17 protein-coding genes are annotated in these 19,081 nt (G+C 61.0%); 13 read left to right on the forward strand and 4 right to left on the reverse strand.

Annotated elements, in window-relative coordinates; all coding sequences use genetic code 11:
* The first annotated feature begins 68 nt into the window (after nucleotides 1-68).
* From GL286_RS04430 to GL286_RS04490, 13 genes are all read left to right on the forward strand, one after another.
* Nucleotides 69-965 (forward strand): DeoR/GlpR family DNA-binding transcription regulator, encoded by an 897-nt coding sequence (locus GL286_RS04430; protein ID WP_155094298.1) that lies wholly within the window; start codon nucleotides 69-71, stop codon nucleotides 963-965.
* Nucleotides 962-2,017 (forward strand): AgaS family sugar isomerase, encoded by a 1,056-nt coding sequence (locus GL286_RS04435; RefSeq protein ID WP_155094299.1) that lies wholly within the window; start codon nucleotides 962-964, stop codon nucleotides 2,015-2,017. Before GL286_RS04430 ends, GL286_RS04435 begins: the two co-directional genes overlap by 4 nt.
* On the forward strand, nucleotides 2,014-2,925 hold the full coding sequence (locus GL286_RS04440) for an ROK family protein (protein ID WP_246184820.1): 912 nt from the start codon (nucleotides 2,014-2,016) through the stop codon (nucleotides 2,923-2,925). The genes GL286_RS04435 and GL286_RS04440 overlap by 4 nt, the downstream gene beginning before the upstream one ends.
* Nucleotides 2,922-4,178: a class II D-tagatose-bisphosphate aldolase non-catalytic subunit gene (locus GL286_RS04445; protein WP_155094301.1), complete on the forward strand. Its 1,257-nt coding sequence runs from the start codon at nucleotides 2,922-2,924 to the stop codon at nucleotides 4,176-4,178. Before GL286_RS04440 ends, GL286_RS04445 begins: the two co-directional genes overlap by 4 nt.
* A complete protein-coding gene (locus tag GL286_RS04450) occupies nucleotides 4,172-5,266 on the forward strand; it encodes an N-acetylglucosamine-6-phosphate deacetylase (protein ID WP_155094302.1) in 1,095 nt (364 codons plus the stop codon). The genes GL286_RS04445 and GL286_RS04450 overlap by 7 nt, the downstream gene beginning before the upstream one ends.
* The gene (locus GL286_RS04455; protein ID WP_155094303.1) at nucleotides 5,263-7,146 is read left to right on the forward strand and encodes a beta-N-acetylhexosaminidase; all 1,884 of its coding nucleotides are present in this window, start codon (nucleotides 5,263-5,265) and stop codon (nucleotides 7,144-7,146) included. The genes GL286_RS04450 and GL286_RS04455 overlap by 4 nt, the downstream gene beginning before the upstream one ends.
* Before the next feature lie 8 nt (nucleotides 7,147-7,154).
* Entirely contained in the window at nucleotides 7,155-8,510 is a 1,356-nt protein-coding gene (locus GL286_RS04460; RefSeq protein ID WP_155094304.1) for a M81 family metallopeptidase, read from the forward strand.
* Nucleotides 8,511-8,641: 131 nt separating this feature from the next.
* Nucleotides 8,642-9,601 (forward strand): galactofuranose ABC transporter, galactofuranose-binding protein YtfQ, encoded by a 960-nt coding sequence (gene ytfQ / locus GL286_RS04465; RefSeq protein WP_155094305.1) that lies wholly within the window; start codon nucleotides 8,642-8,644, stop codon nucleotides 9,599-9,601.
* 60 nt (nucleotides 9,602-9,661) lie between these two features.
* Complete coding sequence (locus GL286_RS04470) at nucleotides 9,662-11,173, forward strand: sugar ABC transporter ATP-binding protein (protein WP_155094306.1); 1,512 nt, start codon at nucleotides 9,662-9,664, stop codon at nucleotides 11,171-11,173.
* Nucleotides 11,170-12,168 carry an ABC transporter permease gene (locus tag GL286_RS04475; protein ID WP_155094307.1) on the forward strand — a complete coding sequence of 333 codons (999 nt, stop codon included), beginning with the start codon at nucleotides 11,170-11,172 and terminating at the stop codon, nucleotides 12,166-12,168. The genes GL286_RS04470 and GL286_RS04475 overlap by 4 nt, the downstream gene beginning before the upstream one ends.
* Nucleotides 12,165-13,148, forward strand: coding sequence for a galactofuranose ABC transporter, permease protein YjfF (gene yjfF, locus GL286_RS04480; RefSeq protein ID WP_155094308.1), 984 nt, complete (start codon nucleotides 12,165-12,167; stop codon nucleotides 13,146-13,148). Before GL286_RS04475 ends, yjfF begins: the two co-directional genes overlap by 4 nt.
* A gap of 2 nt (nucleotides 13,149-13,150) precedes the next feature.
* Nucleotides 13,151-13,894, forward strand: coding sequence for a FadR/GntR family transcriptional regulator (locus tag GL286_RS04485; protein WP_155094309.1), 744 nt, complete (start codon nucleotides 13,151-13,153; stop codon nucleotides 13,892-13,894).
* Between the two features lie 96 nt (nucleotides 13,895-13,990).
* Nucleotides 13,991-15,274 (forward strand): lytic murein transglycosylase, encoded by a 1,284-nt coding sequence (locus GL286_RS04490; RefSeq protein ID WP_155094310.1) that lies wholly within the window; start codon nucleotides 13,991-13,993, stop codon nucleotides 15,272-15,274.
* Nucleotides 15,275-15,322: 48 nt separating this feature from the next.
* Here the strand turns inward: GL286_RS04490 and GL286_RS04495 are convergent, their stop codons facing one another.
* The 4 genes from GL286_RS04495 to GL286_RS04510 all read right to left on the reverse strand — a co-directional run bounded on the left by GL286_RS04495 (nucleotide 15,323) and on the right by GL286_RS04510 (nucleotide 18,964).
* Nucleotides 15,323-16,711, reverse strand: a complete 1,389-nt coding sequence (locus GL286_RS04495) for an L-cystine transporter (protein WP_155094311.1) — start codon at nucleotides 16,709-16,711, stop codon at nucleotides 15,323-15,325.
* 168 nt (nucleotides 16,712-16,879) lie between these two features.
* Nucleotides 16,880-17,296 (reverse strand): type II toxin-antitoxin system VapC family toxin, encoded by a 417-nt coding sequence (locus GL286_RS04500; protein WP_155094312.1) that lies wholly within the window; start codon nucleotides 17,294-17,296, stop codon nucleotides 16,880-16,882.
* Between the two features lie 3 nt (nucleotides 17,297-17,299).
* Nucleotides 17,300-17,545: a type II toxin-antitoxin system Phd/YefM family antitoxin gene (locus tag GL286_RS04505; protein WP_155094313.1), complete on the reverse strand. Its 246-nt coding sequence runs from the start codon at nucleotides 17,543-17,545 to the stop codon at nucleotides 17,300-17,302.
* A 114-nt stretch (nucleotides 17,546-17,659) separates the two neighbouring features.
* Nucleotides 17,660-18,964 carry an MFS transporter gene (locus GL286_RS04510; RefSeq protein ID WP_155094314.1) on the reverse strand — a complete coding sequence of 435 codons (1,305 nt, stop codon included), beginning with the start codon at nucleotides 18,962-18,964 and terminating at the stop codon, nucleotides 17,660-17,662.
* Nucleotides 18,965-19,081 lie beyond the last annotated feature (117 nt).

Genomic DNA, 19,081 nt, shown 5'->3' on the forward strand with positions numbered 1-19,081 from the left:
ATTTTAGTTTGACAAACATTCTGCGCTGGAAAACATTGTGCCGAACGCAGAAAATTACTGGGGGCGGGATGCAGCAGGCGCATGACGACAAGCCGCTTCAAGGTGCTGCGCTTTGGGCAGCTGTCTTGTCGGCGCGCGAGATGATGCCCGCGAAACTGCGCACGATTGCCGCATTCGTGGCCGAGGATCCGTCCGAATTCATCCGCATGACCTCTCGCGAGATCTGCGCAAGGCTGGGCACATCGGAGCCAACGCTGATCCGTTTCTGCCGCAGTCTGGGTTTTGCGGGACTGGCCGATTTCCGCATCGAACTGGCTCTTGCTCTTGCAGCACAAAGCGCGGGCGCGGCGGTGCATCCGCAGGCCGCCGACCGCCGCCTCGCCAATCCGGAGGCCAAGCGCCGCATCGCCAGCGCCGCGCTTGACCTGCTGGCCGATGACCGGGCGCTGCTGATCGACAACGGCTCGACCGTCGAGATCGTCGCGGAACTGCTGGGCAACAGCGACGATCATCCGGCGATGACGGTGATGACCTCGGGGCTGATGGTGGCGCAACACGCGATGCGCAACGACCGCCATACCGTGATGCTGACCGGAGGGGTGATTCGTCCCTCGACCGGCTCGCTGACGGGAAGGCTGGCTGAATCGAGCCTTGCGGGGATGAATTTTGACACGTTCGTCATGGGCGCGGACAGCATCGACCCCGAGGGCGGGCTTTCGACCTATTCCGAGGATGAGGCCCATGTCACCCGCGCCATGGTCGAGGCAGCGTCCCGTGTCATCGTCTTGGCCGACCATACCAAGTTTCGCGGCTCGCGCCTGCATCGCATTTGCGGTCTGTCGCGGGTGGCAATCCTGATCACCGACCGGATGCCTTCGACCGAGATCCGGGCGGCGCTTGAAGCGGCCACGGTCCGGTTGATCGTGGCAGACGTGACAGGCACAGACCTCAAGGACAGATCATGACGACTTTCACTGCCGAGGAAATCAACGCTCAGCCCGAGATCTGGCGCGACTGGGCCGCTCTGCTTGCCGCTCAATCCGAGGAAATCCGGAACTGGATTGCGATGCGGGCGCCGCGTGAAATCTGGCTGTCGGGGGCTGGTACTTCGGCCTATCTCGGCGAGGTTCTGACTCGCCAGTTGGGCGGCAAGTTGAAGGCATGGCCGACCACGGATCTGGTTGCCGCGCCGGATCTGGCCTTTGGCGCCAATGGACCGATCCTGTCCCTGCAATTCGGCCGCAGTGGCGACAGTTCGGAATCGGTGGGCCTACTGGACATGTTGGACGCGCACCGCCCCGATATCGACCGCCTGAACATCACATGCAACGCGACCAGCACATTGGGGCAGCGCAAGGGCCCCGGACCGGGTGAAACCCGCGCCCTGATCCTGCCCGAGGCGACGCATGATCGCGGCTTTGCCATGACCTCAAGCTTCACGACAATGTATCTGAGCGCGCTTGCTTGCCTTGATCCGTCATTCGATCCGGTCGCGGTCCTGCCGCGCCTTGCCGCCGCTGCCGAGACTTTGCTGCCACAACTCTGGAGCATCGATGACCGTCCTCCGACACGCGCGATCTTTCTGGGCTCGGGAGCGTTGACCGGAATTGCTCGGGAATCGGCATTGAAAGTGCTGGAACTGACCGCGGGTCGCACGATCACGCAATGGGATAGCAGTCTGGGATTCCGGCATGGTCCGAAAGCTGCAGTGGATGACGGAACGGCGGTTTTTGTCATGATCTCGCCCGATCAGCAGGTGGCGCGTTACGACCTTGATCTGGCAAGCGAAATCCGGCGTCAATTTCCGGCGGCGTCTGTCGTCACCATCGGTTCCGGATGCGATATCGACCTGACGCCGACCGGAACGCCGGCTGATCCGGCGTTATTTGTGCTTCCCGCTCAGGTCATGGCGCATCGCTGGTCCGAAGCGTTGGGTCTGCCGGTGGACGATCCATTTGCCGGACGGAACCTGACCCGCGTCGTGTCGGGCGTGAAGCTATATGGATGGGAAGCATGATCAGCGGTGCCATCGACCTCGGCGGCACGAAGATCGAAGCTCGTCTGTTCGACGAACAGATGCGGACGCAAGAAACCCGACGTGTGCCCACGCCACAGGATGGTTTTGACAATTTCCTGAATGCATTGGTCAATCAGATCCGCTGGCTAGAAGATGCGTCAGGTGATTCCTCGCTTCCGGTTGCCATCTCGATTGCAGGACTGATCGACCCGCAAACTGGTATTGCGACGGCCTCGAACATACCGGTCTCCGGTCGGAATTTGGGTAGGGAACTCGGCGCGGCGCTTGGTCGCGATCTGCCCTTGCTGAACGATTGTATGGCCTTCGCTTTTTCCGAGGCGCATGGCGGCGCAGGGGATGGGGCGGATTCCGTGCTGGGTCTGATCCTCGGGACCGGAGTAGGTGCGGGGTTGGTGATCAACGGTGCGATTACGCCGCGATATGCCGGACTAGCGGTCGAGATAGGGCATCTGGGCATGCCCGCCCGCGCGCTTGCTCGTCATGGCCTGCCGATCTGGCCTTGCGGTTGCGGGCGCGATGGCTGCAATGAAAATTATGTCTCGGGTACAGGGCTGCGGCGCATCGCGGAATGGGCGGGTCTGTCCGATACCGATCCGGTCAATGTCGCGGCCAGCGCCAAGATCGATGCCGATGCCGCACGGGTGATGGAGATCTGGGCCGATCTGACCGGTGAGATGCTTTATTCCGCGCAACTGATGCTGGACCCTGAAGTTATCGTGCTGGGCGGAGGATTGTCGAATATCCCCGGCTTGCCCCGGCGTCTGACGTTGGCGCTTGAAAAGCTGCGGTTGGGGCAGGTGCGTTTGCCGCGTATCGTCGTGGCGAAACATGGCGACAGTTCCGGCGCGCGCGGTGCGGCGCTGATGGCACAGGTGGGCAAAGCATGACCGATCTTCTGACCCCGATGATCCGCGCCTTGCGCAAAGAGATGGGGCCTGCCATTCCCTCGGTCTGTTCGGCCCATCCCGATGTCATTGCGGCTGGGCTACGGCAAGCCCGCGATCATGCAATGCCGGCCCTGATCGAGGCCACTTCGAACCAGGTGAACCAGTTCGGCGGGTATACCGGAATGACGCCCGCCGATTTCACGACATTCGTCCATGATATCGCGATTACTCATGGGCTAGAGGACGTGCCGCTGATCCTTGGTGGCGATCATCTGGGTCCGCAGGCATGGCGCGGTCTTGCTGCCGACGCCGCCATGACCCATGCCGAGGAGATGATCGCAGCCTATGTGCGTGCGGGCTTTACCAAGATCCATCTGGACTGTTCCGAGGGTTGTCTTGGCGAGGCAGCGCAGGTCGGCGATGCTGTGGCGGCCTCTCGCGCGGCGCGACTGGCGGCGGTAGCCGAGGCTTCCGCTCCTGATCCCGAATTGTTGGTCTATATCGTCGGCACGGAAGTTCCCCCACCCGGCGGGGCCCGCCACGATGACGAAGGGATCAGCCCCACGCCTCCGGAACGGGCACGCGCGACCCTTGCGGCGCATGAGGAAGCCTTTGCCGAAGCCGGAGCATCGGCCGCTTGGAAACGTGTCCGCGGGCTGGTCGTTCAACCGGGGTTGGAGTTTGCGCCAGCAAGCGTGCATCGCTTCGATACGTCGCAACCCGATCATCTCAGCGCGGTTCTGGGCCATAATGAACGGTTGTGCTTCGAGGCGCACTCGACCGATTATCAGCGGCCCGAGGTCTATGCCGATCTGACCCATCGCAATTTTGGCATCTTGAAAGTCGGCCCCGCCCTGACATTCGCATGGCGCGAGGCGCTTTATGCGCTGTCCCATGTGCAGGGCTGGATTGATGGCACGCCGCATATCTCGAAAACGCTGGAACGGTTGATGCTGGACGCTCCGCAATACTGGCAGGGGCATTATCACGGCGATCCGGTCACCCTGCATATGCTGCGTCATTTCGGCTATGCTGATCGCATCCGGTATTATTGGCCTCGCGCCGAGGCCGAGGTGAAAAACCTGTGTGCCGCGCTGGATGCAGGCCCGATCCCGCAGCCGGTACTGCTGCAATACCTTCCGATCGCGACTTTGGAACGTGCGTCCCGTCTGGAACTGCCTCCGGCCCGTGCCATCCTGCAAGCGCATGTCGAGCAGACTCTTATGGCTTATTATCCCGAGGAAACATGCTGATCGCCGCCGAACGCCTATGGACGAACGGAGGGATGGCCGAAGGTCTGGCAATCGACGTCGAAGCGGGGCGTGTCACGGCCTTGCGGCCTCTTGGGCAGGACATTCCGGATCTGACGGTCGGGTTTCTGATGCCCGGCTGTACCGATTTGCAGGTGAATGGCGGCGGCGGTGTGCTTTTCAACGCCGACCCAACGCCCGAGGGGATCGCGGCAATCGCAGCGGCCCATCACCGGTTGGGGACCGCGCAAATCCTTCCTACCGTGATTACCGATGCCCCCGAGGTACTGGACGCCGCTTCCGATGCGGTAATCGCGGCGATGGGGCAATCCGGCGTGGCAGGCATCCATATCGAGGGGCCCCATATCGCGCTGGAACGCCGTGGCACGCATGATGCGCGTTTCATCCGTCCGCTGGATCAGCGCACCATGGATGTTTTGCGCAAGCTTCGTGCGGCGGACGTGCCGGTCTTGCTGACTCTCGCTCCGGAACTTGCTGATCCGGCCTTGCTGCGCGAGGCAGCGGCCATGGGGGTTGTTCTTTCTGCTGGCCACACGATGGCGAGTGCCGACGAAACCCGCACTGCTATGGCGAACGGCATCTGCATGTTCACCCATCTTTACAACGCGATGCCACAGATGACCTCGCGCCAGCCGGGGGTGATCGCCGCCGCCATTCTGTCGGACGGTTGGTGCGGATTGATCGCAGACGGCATCCACGTCTCGCCCGAGATGCTGGCGGTTGCGCTGAATGCCCGCCCGCGTCCGGATCGCTGTTTTCTTGTTTCGGACGCGATGCCGACCGTTGGCGGGCCGGATCATTTCACGCTTTATGGTATGGATATCCATGTGCAGGACGGTGCTTTGGTCAATGCGCAGGGATCATTGGCGGGCGCGCATATCGACATGCTGGAATCGATGCGCCGGTTGATTGCCATGACTGGCCTGCCGCTGGAGCGCGCGATTGCCATGACAACCGATCTTCCGCGTCAGGCAATGCATTTGCCGCAACTTGCTGTGGCTAAGGGCACGCCGATCCGCGATCTGGTCGCCTTGGACGATGACCTTCAATTGTTGGCCTGGCCGACATGACGCTGTCGCTAGAGCAGGCATGGTCGCCTGACGGTGACAAACAAAGCAAAGGCGGCATGTTCCTGCTGCGGATAAGGAATCATGGGGAACATGCGGTTGCGCCCTTGGCGTTGTGCCTGTCCTCGATGACGCGGATCGCGCAAGGTGCCACGATCCACGGCGCTGCATTGGAACGCCGCTTCGGGAACTATCACCGCCTGACCGCGCCGCAGGATCTGCGGATCGAAGCGGGCGCATTCTGGCAGATCGAGATCATGGCCCTGACCCACCCGCCCCGCAATCGTTCGCAGGGGGTCATGTCGGCATGGATCGATACTGGCGATGGCGAAACGGTAATATTGTTGGGTGATCTTGAACCACCTGCGGATCTTCCCCGTGGTTCGGTCCCGCCTTTGCCCGAGGGCAGGATAGATCAAGCCTTGGCCCTGCTGCCTTGGCCCCAGCATATCGGGATCGAGGAATGGGGGCCTGCAACCGGATTGGCCCCATTGGCCGAGGTTATGGACGTCGCGGCGCTGCATCGCAGGCTTTTCCCGATGGCCCCCTCGATCCTGTCAGGGCAAGGACGGCAAGTCGTTCTTTTGCACGCCTCTGACATTGCCCCCGAAGGCTATCGCTTGACGTTTACGCCCGACGTGATCGAGCTTTATCATTCGGACGCGGCGGGGCGTCGCCACGGGCTGGTGGCATTGGCGCAGATCGTTCATGGCGCATTCTCCGATGCCCGTTTTCGGGAACCCTTGCGGGGTTATATTCAGGACGAACCGCGCTTTGGCTGGCGCGGGATGCATATGGATGTGGCCCGAAACTTTCGTCCCATCGAAGACGTCCGCCGTGCCGTCGATATTCTGGCATGGCACCGGATGAACCGACTGCACTGGCATCTGACGGATGACGAAGGTTGGCGGATCGAGATCCCCGCGCTTCCACAACTGACGCAGATTGGCGCGCGGCGCGGGGCGGGGCTGCCCTTGTTGCCGCAATATGCCGATCCGCCATCGGGGCAGGCGGGCCATTACTCTGTGGCCGAGGCGCGGGAACTGGTCGCCCATGCCGCCTTGTTGGGAATCGAGGTCATGCCGGAAATCGACACGCCCGGTCATCTGGTTTCGTTGTTGACGGCGATGCCGGAACTGGCCGATCCGGACGAACGACCCGACAGCTATCGGTCGATCCAAGGCTATCCGAACAACGCGGTAAATCCGGCCATACCTGCGGTCTATGACGTGCTCGGGCAGGTTTTCGACGCCATTTGCGCGATTTTCCCTAGCCGCTTCATCCATGTCGGCGGGGACGAGGTCGACGCCCATTCATGGCAGCAAAGTCCCGCTGCCATGGCACTGGCCAAGGTCCACGGACTGACGGGCGAGGGTGTGACACATCAGTTGCAGGCCCTGTTCATGCGCCGGATGCAGCAGATGCTGGCCGAACGCGGTCGGAGGCTGGCCGGTTGGGACGAATGTGCGGATGAGGGCGGGGTTGATCCGGAAGGCACGCTGCTGTTTGCATGGCGCTCGGTCGAAAAAACCGCCGAGTTGATGCGCGCGGGTTATGATGTCATCGCAACGCCGGGACAGGCCTATTACCTCGATATGGCTCAGGTCGAGGGATGGGATGCGATCGGTCTGACTTGGGGCGGGATCGTGCCGCCCGAAAAGACCTACGGTTTTGATGCCTCGGACGGGTTGCCCGACGATGCGGTGGGGCGGTTGGTCGGCATTCAGGCGGGTGTCTGGTCCGAGATGCTGGACTCGCGCGAGCGTTGGAACGCAATGGTGTTTCCTCGCCTGTCGGCCATTGCGGAATCCGGCTGGACGGCTCGCTCTGCGAAGGATTGGCAAAGATTTGTCGCGCTGTCCCGTCTTATGCCTCAGCTATAGGAACTGAAATGCGTGTTGCCATCGGCGGTATCCATACCGAATGCTCGACCTATTCGCCGCTGCTTCAGGTCGCGCGCGATTTTACCCGCACCGAGGGACAGGCACTGCTGGACATGGCCGGAGTCGGCCCCGATTGGGACGGAATCGAGGCCATACCGATCTTTCATGACCGCTCGATTCCGGGTGGGCCAGTGTCACCCGATCTGTTCGCCGCGCAATGCGACGAATTTTGTTCAAGGCTACGTGCGGCAATGCCGCTGGACGGTGTGCTGCTGATCATGCACGGGGCCTATTTCGTGCCGGGCGTCGAAGATCCCGAGGGCGTCTTTGTCACCCGCGTCCGTTCAGTGGTTGGCCCAAGGGCAGTGATCTCGTCGAGTTGGGATCTGCATGGCCAGACTACCCAACGCATCGCCGATACCGTTGACGGATTTGCCGCATTCCGTACGGCCCCCCATATAGACCAGCGCCAGACCCGCGCCCGCGCGGCCGGAATGCTGCTCACGACGCTACGCGGCGGCCCGCGCCCCTGTGTCGTGCGCAAGCCTATTCCGCTGCTTGTCTCGGGCGAGATGTCGTCGACCTTTGTCGAGCCATGCGCCAGCCTTTACGCATCATTGCCCCTTTTCGATGCCCGCTCCGGTATTACCGATGCCAATCTGATGATCGGATATGTCTGGGCGGACAGCCCCCGTGCCACGGCGGCGGCGGTCGTCACCTGCACCGACCGCGCCGCCGGCGAGGCGGCCGCCGCCGAAATTGCGCAATCCTATTGGGATAGGCGGGCCGAGCTTAGGCCGGACATGCCTTCTGCGGCGCTGGATATTCTTCTGGATGGATTGGACCGCCCGACAATTCTGGCCGATAGCGGCGACAATCCTACGGCTGGTGCGGTGGGGGACAGGGCCGATGTCCTTGCGGCTTTGATCGCGCGGGGATGGGACCGTGATCGTCACGCGATCATCGCCGGAATAGCGGCGCCCAAGGCGGTTCAGGCGCTGCGTGACGGAGCGGACCGGATCTTGGTCGGTTCGGAACTGGGCGGCGGCGGCCCGACGTTGGAAGTGCGACCTGATGCGGTGCGCTACACCGAGGCCGGTGCGGTTCTGACCTTGGGGGGCATATCGCTGATTCTGACCGAGCGGCGCAGGCCATTCCATGATCTGGCCGATTTCGAGGTGCTGGGCCTTGATCCCCAAGGCGCGGATCTTCTGGTGGTGAAGTCAGGCTACCTGTCCCCTGATCTTCGGCAATTGCCGATGGCTCAGGTAATGGCCCTGACCGATGGCGCGGTGTCGCAAGACTTGCTGGCATTGCCCAATTTGCATCGTCCGCGTCCGACATGGCCGTTCCAGATCGGCTGATGACGATTTCATCAGATTAATATGCCCGTCAGCCAGCGGTAGAGGGCCTGTTCAGCGTTGTTGACGGACCAAAAATCATACTTTATCGATTCTCTGGAAGGTTGGAGGACCTTTGCAGGGAGAGATAAATCATGAAACGCAAGCTTCTGGCGGCCAGTTCGGTCGCCTGCCTGATGCTGTCCGGCGCGGCCTTTGCTGCCGACATGACGGTTGGCTTTTCGCAGATCGGCTCTGAATCGGGCTGGCGCGCTGCGGAAACCACTGTGACCCAGCAGCAGGCCAAGGAACGCGGCATCGATCTGAAATTTGCCGATGCGCAGCAAAAGCAGGAAAACCAGATCAAGGCCGTGCGCGGCTTTATCGCGCAGGGCGTGGACGCGATCCTGATCGCTCCGGTCGTGGCGACCGGCTGGGATGACGTGCTGGCCGAGGCCAAGGAAGCCGAAATTCCGGTGGTGCTGCTGGACCGCCAGATCGACGCTCCGGAAGATCTGTATCTGACTGCAGTCACCTCGGATCAGGTCTATGAGGGCAAGGTTGCAGGCGAGTGGCTGGTCAAGGATATCGGCGACAAGGCCTGCAAAGTGGTCGAGTTGCAGGGTACGACCGGCTCGTCTCCCGCGATCAACCGCAAGAAGGGCTTCGAGGAGGCCATCGCCGGTCACGCCAATATCTCCATCGCACGCAGCCAGACCGGCGACTTTACCCGCACCAAGGGTAAGGAAGTGATGGAAAGCTTCATCAAAGCCGAAAATGGCGGCAAGGATATCTGCGCGGTTTACGCCCATAACGACGACATGGCCGTTGGCGCAATTCAGGCGATCAAGGAAGCGGGCCTGAAGCCCGGCACCGACATCAAGGTCGTCTCGATCGACGCCGTGCCGGACATCTTCCTTGCCATGGCCGAAGGTGAGGCCAACGCCACGGTCGAACTGACCCCGAACATGGCTGGTCCCGCCTTTGACGTGCTGGAGAAGTTCAAGGCGGACGGCACTGTGCCGCCGAAATGGATCCAGACCGAGTCGAAGCTGTTCACGCAGGCGGACGACCCCAAGGGCGTCTACGAATCCAAAAAGGATCTGGGCTACTGAGTGCCTTCGGGCGGAGGGCCATAACCTCCGCCCGACCTTCCGCCTTCTGGGGCAATTTAGATGACACATGATGCGCTGCTTTCAGCGCAGGGAATCGACAAGTCGTTCTTCGGCGTAAAGGTGCTGGACGGCGTGGACTTCACCCTGCGTGCCGGAGAGATTCACGCCCTTCTGGGCGAAAACGGGGCGGGCAAGTCCACCTTGGTCAAGATCCTGACCGGTGCGTACCGCCGCGATGCGGGCCAGATGCACCTTGCGGGTGCCGAGGTCGAACCTCGGTCCGTGGCCGAGGCGCAAAATCTGGGCATCGGCACGGTTTACCAAGAGGTTAACCTGCTGGATAACCTGACTGTGGCCGAAAACCTTTATCTGGGCCGTCAGCCACGCTGGATGGGGTTGACGGATCGTCGTCGGATGCGGGCCGATGCTCATGAGTTGTTGGCACGATATCATGTGACCGCCGATCCCGATGAGACACTTGCACATTACCCTGTTGCCGTGCGCCAGATCATCGCCATTGCCCGTGCTGTCGATTTGTCTGGCAAGGTTCTGTTCCTTGACGAGCCGACCGCCAGTCTTGACGCCCGCGAGGTGCAGTCGCTGTTCGACGTATTGCACCAATTGCGCCAGCAAGGGCTTGGCATTGTCATTATCACCCATTTTCTGGATCAGGTTTATCAGATCGCCGACCGCGTCACGGTGCTGCGCAACGGGCGCATGGTTGGCAGTCGGGCGATATCCGAATTGCCGCGCCGCGATCTCGTCTCGATGATGTTGGGCCGCGAGTTGGCCGAGGCAACCGGCCATCGCGATCCCGATGCGACCGAACCCGATACCGCCGCCGCCTTCAAATTCGAGAATTATGGCAAGCGCGGCTCCATCGCGCCCTTCGATCTGGCGATCCGGCCCGGAGAGGTCGTCGGTATCGCGGGGCTGCTCGGCTCGGGCCGGACCGAGACGGCGCGGTTGCTGTTCGGCATCGACCGTCCCGATAGCGGGCAGGCGACCGTCGATGATCATCCCGTCAGCCTGCATTCCCCCGAAGAAGCCATTGCACATGGCTTTGGCATGTGCCCCGAAGAACGGAAATCCGACGGCATTGTCGGTGATCTTTCCGTGCGGCAGAATATCGTGCTGGCCTTGCAGGCAACGCGTGGATGGGCGCGTCCGATCCCACGGCGCGAGGCGGATGCCTTGGCCACGCAGTATATCCAAGCGCTGGATATTCGCCCGCCCGATCCGGATCGTCCGATCAAGTTCCTGTCCGGCGGCAACCAGCAAAAGGCGATCCTTGCCCGCTGGCTTGCCACCGAACCCCGCCTGCTGATCCTGGACGAGCCGACACGCGGCATCGATATCGGCGCTCATGCGGAAATCATCAATCTGATCGGCAAGCTGCGCGCCGAAGGCATGGCCTTGGTCGTCATCTCTTCCGAGATCGAGGAATTGGTCGCCTTTTCCACCCGCGTCATCGTCTTGTCCGATCGCCATCACGTCCGCGAGTTGAAGGGCGCAGAAATCACCGCCGAGGCGATCGTCGAAGCCATGGCCGTGCCCGGAGAGGCCGCATGAAGAAATTCCGTCAACTTCGACCCCAGCTTCTGGCATTGGCCGTGGTGCTTGTCATGGTCGGGCTGATTTCTCCGGGCTTCTTTTCGGTCACGGTGCAGAATGGCCGTCTGTATGGTAGCCTGATCGATGTCGGGGTGCGCGTTGCTCCGGTCGCGCTGTTGGCAATAGGTATGACGCTGGTGATCGCGACCAAGGGCATCGACCTGTCGGTTGGCGCGGTCATGGCGATCACCGGCGCCGTCGCTGCAACATTGGTCGCCGACGGCCATTCGGTACCCGTTGTTTTGGCGGTATCCTTGGCGCTGGGGCTGCTTTGCGGGATCTGGAACGGCGTTCTGGTCGCCTTTCTCGATATCCAGCCGATCATCGCGACACTGATCCTGATGGTGGCGGGGCGCGGTATTGCCCAGCTGATCACCGGAGGCGTGATCCTGACCTTCAACGATCCGGCCTTTTCCTTCATCGGATCGGGCGCGGTTCTGGGAATCCCGATGCCGATCCTGATTTGGCTGGCAATGGGACTGGCCGTCGGGCTGCTGGTGCGCCGCTCGGCGCTTGGCCTGCTGATCGAGGCCGTAGGGATCAACCGCCGTGCCTCGATGCTGGTGGGGGTGAGGGCGCGGTTCCTGATCTTGGCGACCTACGCCATTTCCGGTCTTTGTGCCGCGATGGCGGGCATGATTGTCACCGCGGATATTCACGGGGCAGACGCGAATAATGCGGGCCTGTGGCTGGAACTGGACGCAATTCTGGCCGTCGTGATCGGAGGCACCTCGCTTGCCGGAGGGCGGTTCTCGATCACGGCATCGTTGATCGGGGCCCTGATCATTCAGGCTTTGAACACCGGCATTCTGATGTCGGGTTGGCCGCCTGAGTTCAACCTGATCGTCAAGGCCGTCGTCATTGTGACGATCCTGACGCTGCAATCACCCGCCGTGGCGGATGAACTGACGATGCTGCGCGACTTTCTGCGCCGGAAAGGGGCACAAAAATGATCCGCGCGCGTAATCTTCCCTTTGTCGCCACGGTTTTGATCTTTCTGATCGCCTACGGGCTTTGCGCGTTGCAGTTTCCGAATATGCTTTCGTTCCGTGTGGTTGGTAACTTGCTGACGGACAATGCATTTCTTGGTATTGCCGCTGTCGGAATGACCTTCGTGATCCTGTCCGGAGGCATTGATCTATCCGTCGGATCGGTGATCGCCTTTACTTCGGTCTTCGTGGCAGTCCTGATCCGCGCAGGGGTCCATCCGGCACTGGCCTTTGGTCTTGCCCTGATCGTCTCGACCGGCTTCGGGGCATTGATGGGGCTGACCATCCATGCGTTGAAGATGCCCGCTTTTGTTGTGACGCTGGCGGGGATGTTTCTGGCGCGCGGGGCGGCATTCCTGATTTCGACGGATTCCGTGCCGATCAGCCACGAGTTCCTGAAAACGCTCAAGGGTCTTTTCATCCAGCTTCCGGACAAAGGAAAGCTGAGCTTCCTGGCGATTGTCATGCTGCTGGCCTTTGCTCTTGGGGTGGTTCTTGCCCATCGCACGCGTTTTGGCGCGAATGTCTATGCGCTTGGCGGATCGGAGCAATCTGCCGAACTGATGGGTGTGCCGCTACGCCGTACGATGATCCAGCTTTACGCCTTTTCGGGCTTTATGGCGGGTTTGGCTGGTTTGGCTTATACGCTGTACACGTCGGCGGGCTATTCACTGGCGACTGTGGGCGTGGAACTGGATGCGATCGCCGCTGTGGTCGTCGGAGGCACGCTGTTGACCGGAGGCTCCGGTCTGGTTCTGGGAACTTTGTTCGGTGTGCTGATCCAAGGGTTGATCCAGACTTATATCGTCTTTGACGGCACGCTGTCGTCATGGTGGACCAAGATCGTCGTCGGGCTTTTGCTGTTCGCCTTTATTGTGTTGCAACGCCTGATCCTGCTGATCTCGGAACGCCGCGCGGCAATGCGCTCGGCTGCCGGAGAATGACGATGGGGGTGTTACGCCAGCGCATGTTCGGGAACCAGCCACGCTCCAGCCATGCCAGAGTAGTTGATGAACTGGGGCGTGCCATCGTTTCGGGCGAGTTTCCCGAAAACTCGACTCTGCCGGGCGATCAGCAATTGCTCGAACGGTTCGGCGTGTCCCGCAGCGTGCTGCGCGAGGCGATGAAGACCTTGGCGGCTAAGGGGCTGGTTCGTGCCAAGTCTCGGGTCGGGACACGGGTCAATCCGCGCGATAGCTGGAATTTCGTCGATTCCGATGTGATCTCGTGGAAGATGCTGGGCGGGATGGATGCCGAATTTGTCGATCATCTGCGCGATATGCGTCTGGCGTTCGAGCCAGCGGCGGCCCGACTTGCCGCGCTGAATGCGACCGCCGAGGAAATCGTCAATCTGTTCAGTATCGTCGCGCGGATCGACAACCCGCAGCACAGCCGTGAATCGGTCGCGCAAGAGGATCTGAATTTCCACATCGCCATTGCCGTGATGTCGCGCAATCCTTTCATGCGGTCGGTGACCACCTTGATCGAGGCGGCGCTGGCGGTCTCGTTCCAGATATCCTCGCCGGCACTTAGCCCCGAGGGGATCTCGCGTTGTGCCTCGCAACATCTGCGGATCGCGAGTGCGATTGCCTCGCGTGATCCCGATGCGGCTGACGCGGCCATGCGCGAAGTTGTCCTTGAGGGCGCCGACCGCGCTCGCGAGGCATTGGATCTGGATCAGACCGTTTAGGCGGCTCAACCGCAAGTAGCGACAAGCAAGATTGCATTTGGGCTTTCGACCTTAGCCCCGTCGCGTTAGGATTCCTGAAAACAAACGGGGGCAGCGATGCGGTTTTCATTCAGGCATACGGTCAGTTTTGCGGCTTTGGCACTGGTGCTGGCCTCGTGCGGCGGCGGCAGCTACGCACCGGGTCGAGGTGGTGTGGCGCAGCAGAGTCAGGAAATAAAATGGGGTCGGAACCAGAATCCGCCCGCAGCCAAAGTCGCCGGGATGAATGCCTGGGTCGAAGGGTTCAAAGGGCAGGCCCGCTCGCAAGGCATCAGCGATGCGACGCTGCAATTCGCGTTCCGCGACGTGGTTTACAACCCCGAGGTGGTCCGACGTAGCCAGAATCAGGCCGAGTTCAAGAAATCTCTGTGGGAATATCTGGAAAACGCGGTTTCCGAGAAGCGTCAGACCAATGGCCGCGCCGCGCTGTCGCAATATAACGCGCCGCTGAGCAGGGTCGAAGCCAGTTTCGGCGTCGATAAAGAGGTGGTGACAGCCGTCTGGGGCATGGAGTCCACTTACGGCGAACGTCGCGGTGACCTGCCGCTGATCGAGGCGCTGTCCACTCTCAGCTACGAAGGCTATCGCGGCAGTTTCTTCCGCAGCCAGCTGATGGCCGCGCTTCGCATTCTGCAGGCCGGCGATATCGATCCGGCCCATATGACCGGAAGCTGGGCCGGCGCAATGGGGCATACCCAGTTCATCCCGACCACATATCTATCCTATGCCGTTGATTTTACGGGGGATGGCCGCCGCGATATCTGGTCGAACGACCCGACGGACTCGCTGGCATCGACTGCCAACTACCTGGCGAAATCGGGCTGGCAGCATGGTCTGCCCGCGGCCGTCGAGGTCAAATTGCCCGCAGGGTTCAATACGGGTCTGGCAGGCAAGGGCAAACGACGCTCGGTTGCGGAATGGCAGTCGTTGGGCGTGCGTCAGGCGACCTCGCGCCCTTTGCCGCCCGCTGGCACTTCGACCGAACTGCTGATCCCCGGTGGACCTTCGGGCGCGGCTTTCCTGATTACCCGCAACTTCCATGCGATCCTTCGCTACAACAATGCCGACAGCTATGCGCTGGCGGTGTCGCTGCTTGCGGACCGGATCAAGGGCTATCCGGGTCTGGCAAATCCATGGCCGGCCGATGCACCCGGTCTGCGGCTCGAGCAGCGCAAGGAAATGCAGCGCCTGCTGACCGCGCGTGGATTTGATACGAATGGCGTCGATGGCAATGTCGGCTCGAACACCATCTCGGCAATCCGGTCCTATCAAAGCTCGCGTGGTTTGCCGGTGACCGGAGAACCCAGCGCGGCCCTGCTGGACCAACTGCGTCGGGGCTGATTGCGGAAGTTACCCCCGGTGGCGTGATCCACCGGGGGTTTTCCTTTGTCAGGCGTTTTGCAGTTCACCCGCAGTTTCGCTGTCCATGATCGCGCGATCCGTCTGGCCGAGGATCTGGGAGGTGATCGTACCTGCGGTCATTGATCCGTTCACGTTCAGTGCGGTACGGCCCATGTCGATCAGAGGTTCGACGGAAATGAGCAGGGCGACCAATGTGACGGGCAGGCCCATTGCGGGCAGAACGATTAGTGCAGCCATCGTCGCGCCGCCGCCAACGCCTGCAACTCCGGCGGAACTGAGCGTTACGATGGCGACCAAGGTCGCGATCCATGTCGGATCAAGCGGGTTGATCCCCATGGTCGGCGCAACCATCATCGCCAGCATCGCGGGATAAAGTCCGGCGCAACCGTTCTGTCCGATCGTGGCCCCGAAGGATGCCGCAAAGGAAGCAATGGTCGTGGGCACTCCAAGGCGGCGGGTCTGGATCTCGACATTGAGCGGAATTGATGCGGCGCTGGACCGGCTGGAAAAGGCGAAGCTGAGCGCGGGCAGAACCTTGCGGAAGTACGTCAGCGGGTTCACTCCGGTCAAGGTCAACAGCAGGGCGTGAACCGCGAACATGATCGCGATGCCGACATAGGATGCGATGACGAATTTTCCGAGGTTCAGGATGTCGGCTGAATTCGAAGTCGCCGCGACTTTCGCCATTAACGCCATGACCCCGTAAGGCGTCAGTGCCATGATCAGGCGGACAAGTTGGGTGATCCAGCCCTGCATCAGGTCGATGAAGGCGATCAGGCGGTGGCCCTTTTCCGGATCGCGTTTGACCAGACGGATCGCTGCGGCGCCCAGAAACGCCGCGAAGATCACGACCGAGATGATCGAGGTCGGGTTTGCTCCGGTCATTTCCGCGAACGGATTCTTCGGAATGAAGGACAGGATCAGTTGCGGAACGGTCAGATCGGCGACCTTGGGTGCGTAATTGGTTTGCAATGCCTCGAGTCGGGCGCTTTCTACCGCGCCATGGGCTAGCCCCTCGGCGGTCAGGCCAAAGCTGAGCACCATGATGACACCGACCAGTGCAGCAATTGCAGTGGTAAAAAGCAGCGTCCCCAGTGTCAGAAACGAGATTTTCCCCAATGCCGAGGCGTCATGCAGTTTCGAAACGGCGCTAAGGATAGCGACCAGAACCAACGGCATGACGATCATCTGCAATAGCTGGACATAGCCGTTGCCGACGATATTGGTCCAGTTGATCGTTTCGGTGATCGCCGAGGCTCCGGTGCCATAAATCATCTGCAAGGCGACGCCGAACAGCGTCCCGATGATCAGTGCGATGAAAACTCTGGTTGAAAGTGAAAGATCGCGCTCTTGCAGGCGGTGCGCTACCAGCAACAGTCCCACGAACACGATCAGGTTGATGAATACCGGTGCCATGACGCATCTCCAGCCGCGAATGAGGGCATATTTGTATTCATGCCAGCCCCGGGGAATAAGGGGGTCGGACAAAATAAGCATATGCTTGTCGCGGTTAGACGGATAGCGCCGACGCTGTTCTTTGAGGCCGGTGTGTTGCGGAACAGGCGCAATGCAGGACGTGCAATTTCAGGACGATTGTTCGGGAAAAGGGTCGATAATCTTGCATCCGCTGGGCCTGAAATCGGACACATTGCCCGTTACGACCGTAGCGTCATTTGCCAAGGCGGTCGCTGCAATCAGCAGATCGGCACCGTCATGGCCGATCTGGGCCGAGAGTTTTCCCCAGATTCGCGCCTCGGTCGGGCCGAAGGCCAGCAACCGGTCCGAAAACAATGTGACGGTCCTGTTCAGCCAATCCCGAAGGTCGCGGGCGAAGGGGGGATTTATCTGCTCTTGTCGGGTGATTCCCCGCTCGATCTCGCCCAAGGTAACCACCGAGAGGTACAGCTTGGTTTCATCCTGTCGGGTCAGCCAAGCCGTAACTTCGGGGCTACGTTCCGGTCGGCGCAAGGCGGATAGCACATTCGTGTCAAGAATGAGCATCGGCTAGAATTGAACCTCGCGGGCGCGAACCGCGGCGCGCGGCGCAGGGGCGTCGCCCGGAAAATTCAGCAGATGGGTGATGAACGATCCGCGATTCTCGGCAGCGGCGGCGCGCATCCGGTCATATTCGGCGGCCGAGAGGACCACGACTGCCGGTTTGCCACGTCGCGTAACAGCTTGCGGCTCGCCTGCAAGTGCTGCCTCGACCACGGCAGAAAATCTGTTCTTGGCGTCCTGAAGGGTCCACATATGATTTTCCTTAACTGGCTAGCTATTTGGCTAGATAATTCAGGCTGCCGCCAATTTCAATGGAAAACGCCCGGTGCTTTCACACCGGGCGTTAGTTTCAGCAAGTAAGCAGGTTCAGCGCAGACGTAGCTGACGGGCGAACCACAGTGCAGCCATGGTGCAAAGCGCACCGGACAACAGGTAAAGACCGGCCGCCGGCAGACCCAGCCACGATGACAGTGCCAGCGCGGCCAGCGGAGCAAAGCCCGCACCGAACAGCCATGCCAGATCCGATACGATGGCCGAGCCGGTATAACGGCGGCGCGCCTCGAACAGCGATGCGACCGCGCCCGAGCTTTGACCGAAGCTCAGACCAAGGATGATGAAGCCGACAATCATGTAGATCGCTTCACCGAACTGGTTGCTGCCCAGCAGAAGCGGCGCGACAAGGCTGAAGATCGCGATGGCGACGGCGCAGCGGAGCAGCAATTTGCGGTGGCCGATGCGATCGGCGATCACACCCGAAAGGATGATGGCGACAAAACCGAATGCTGCGGCAAGGGCCTCGATCAACAGGAAGCTGGTCAGGGTCTCGTTGGTGTAAAGGTAGATCCACGACAGCGGGAACACGGTCACCATGTGGAACAGCGCAAAGCTTGCCAGCGGAACGAATGCGCCGGCCAGAATCGTGCGACCGTCATTGGCAAAAGCCGCGCGGAAGCTGGTCGGCTCCAGCTCGTGATCCTCGAAGGCTTGCGAATATTCCGGAGTCACCACGATACGCAGACGGGCGAACAGCGCCACGACGTTGATCGCGAAAGCCACGAAGAACGGATAGCGCCAGCCCCAGTTCAGGAAGTCGGCCTGCGACATGTTCGCCAGCAGATAGGCGAACAGCAGACTGGCGACGATCAGACCGACCGGAGCACCAAGCTGCGGGGCCATGACATAAAGACCGCGACGATTCTCGGGCGCGTTCATGTTCAGAAGGGCGGGAAGACCGTCCCATGCACCACCAAGGGCGAAACCCTGCGCGATTCGCAGCAGGCATAGTACGGCAATCGAGGCAGCGCCGATCTGGTCGTAGGACGGGATCAGACCCATGCCGACGGTTGCGGTGCCGAGAATCAGCAGCGACAGCGTCAGCTTGGTGTTCTTGCCGTAGTTACGGTCGATGACGGTGAAGAATGCCGTACCCAGCGGGCGGGCAAGGAAGGCCAAGGCGAAGACCGCGAATGACCAAAGCGTCGCAGTCAAAGGATCTGCAAAGGAAAAATACCTTTGCGGGAACACGATGACGGAAGCGATCGCGAAGACGAAGAAGTCGAAGAATTCGGACGAGCGCCCGATGATCACACCTACCGCGATATCGGAAGGGCGGACGTCATGTCCGTCTGCTTCCCGGGGAAGGTTTGAGGGAGAGGGTGTTGCTGCGCACATGTCTAGCTGACCTAACAGGGGGCGCCCGACAGCGAAGAGGGCGAGGGGGAGACTTAAAGGCAATAGTGGCGGCGTTCTTCTTATGGTCAACGTAGATTTTCAAGGTGCGCAAGGTGT

The organism is Paracoccus aestuariivivens (assembly GCF_009711225.1).
GTDB classification, from domain to species: Bacteria; Pseudomonadota; Alphaproteobacteria; order Rhodobacterales; family Rhodobacteraceae; genus Paracoccus; species Paracoccus aestuariivivens.

What these genes read in the sequence shown, in the direction of transcription:
- GL286_RS04430 (WP_155094298.1), top strand. Translation starts at nt 69, where the DNA reads ATGCAGCAGGCGCATGACGACAAGCCGCTTCAAGGTGCTGCGCTTTGG.
- GL286_RS04435 (WP_155094299.1), top strand. Translation starts at nt 962, where the DNA reads ATGACGACTTTCACTGCCGAGGAAATCAACGCTCAGCCCGAGATCTGG.
- GL286_RS04440 (WP_246184820.1), top strand. Translation starts at nt 2,014, where the DNA reads ATGATCAGCGGTGCCATCGACCTCGGCGGCACGAAGATCGAAGCTCGT.
- GL286_RS04445 (WP_155094301.1), top strand. Translation starts at nt 2,922, where the DNA reads ATGACCGATCTTCTGACCCCGATGATCCGCGCCTTGCGCAAAGAGATG.
- GL286_RS04450 (WP_155094302.1), top strand. Translation starts at nt 4,172, where the DNA reads ATGCTGATCGCCGCCGAACGCCTATGGACGAACGGAGGGATGGCCGAA.
- GL286_RS04455 (WP_155094303.1), top strand. Translation starts at nt 5,263, where the DNA reads ATGACGCTGTCGCTAGAGCAGGCATGGTCGCCTGACGGTGACAAACAA.
- GL286_RS04460 (WP_155094304.1), top strand. Translation starts at nt 7,155, where the DNA reads ATGCGTGTTGCCATCGGCGGTATCCATACCGAATGCTCGACCTATTCG.
- ytfQ (WP_155094305.1), top strand. Translation starts at nt 8,642, where the DNA reads ATGAAACGCAAGCTTCTGGCGGCCAGTTCGGTCGCCTGCCTGATGCTG.
- GL286_RS04470 (WP_155094306.1), top strand. Translation starts at nt 9,662, where the DNA reads ATGACACATGATGCGCTGCTTTCAGCGCAGGGAATCGACAAGTCGTTC.
- GL286_RS04475 (WP_155094307.1), top strand. Translation starts at nt 11,170, where the DNA reads ATGAAGAAATTCCGTCAACTTCGACCCCAGCTTCTGGCATTGGCCGTG.
- yjfF (WP_155094308.1), top strand. Translation starts at nt 12,165, where the DNA reads ATGATCCGCGCGCGTAATCTTCCCTTTGTCGCCACGGTTTTGATCTTT.
- GL286_RS04485 (WP_155094309.1), top strand. Translation starts at nt 13,151, where the DNA reads ATGGGGGTGTTACGCCAGCGCATGTTCGGGAACCAGCCACGCTCCAGC.
- GL286_RS04490 (WP_155094310.1), top strand. Translation starts at nt 13,991, where the DNA reads ATGCGGTTTTCATTCAGGCATACGGTCAGTTTTGCGGCTTTGGCACTG.
- GL286_RS04495 (WP_155094311.1), bottom strand. Translation starts at nt 16,711, where the DNA reads ATGGCACCGGTATTCATCAACCTGATCGTGTTCGTGGGACTGTTGCTG.
- GL286_RS04500 (WP_155094312.1), bottom strand. Translation starts at nt 17,296, where the DNA reads ATGCTCATTCTTGACACGAATGTGCTATCCGCCTTGCGCCGACCGGAA.
- GL286_RS04505 (WP_155094313.1), bottom strand. Translation starts at nt 17,545, where the DNA reads ATGTGGACCCTTCAGGACGCCAAGAACAGATTTTCTGCCGTGGTCGAG.
- GL286_RS04510 (WP_155094314.1), bottom strand. Translation starts at nt 18,964, where the DNA reads ATGTGCGCAGCAACACCCTCTCCCTCAAACCTTCCCCGGGAAGCAGAC.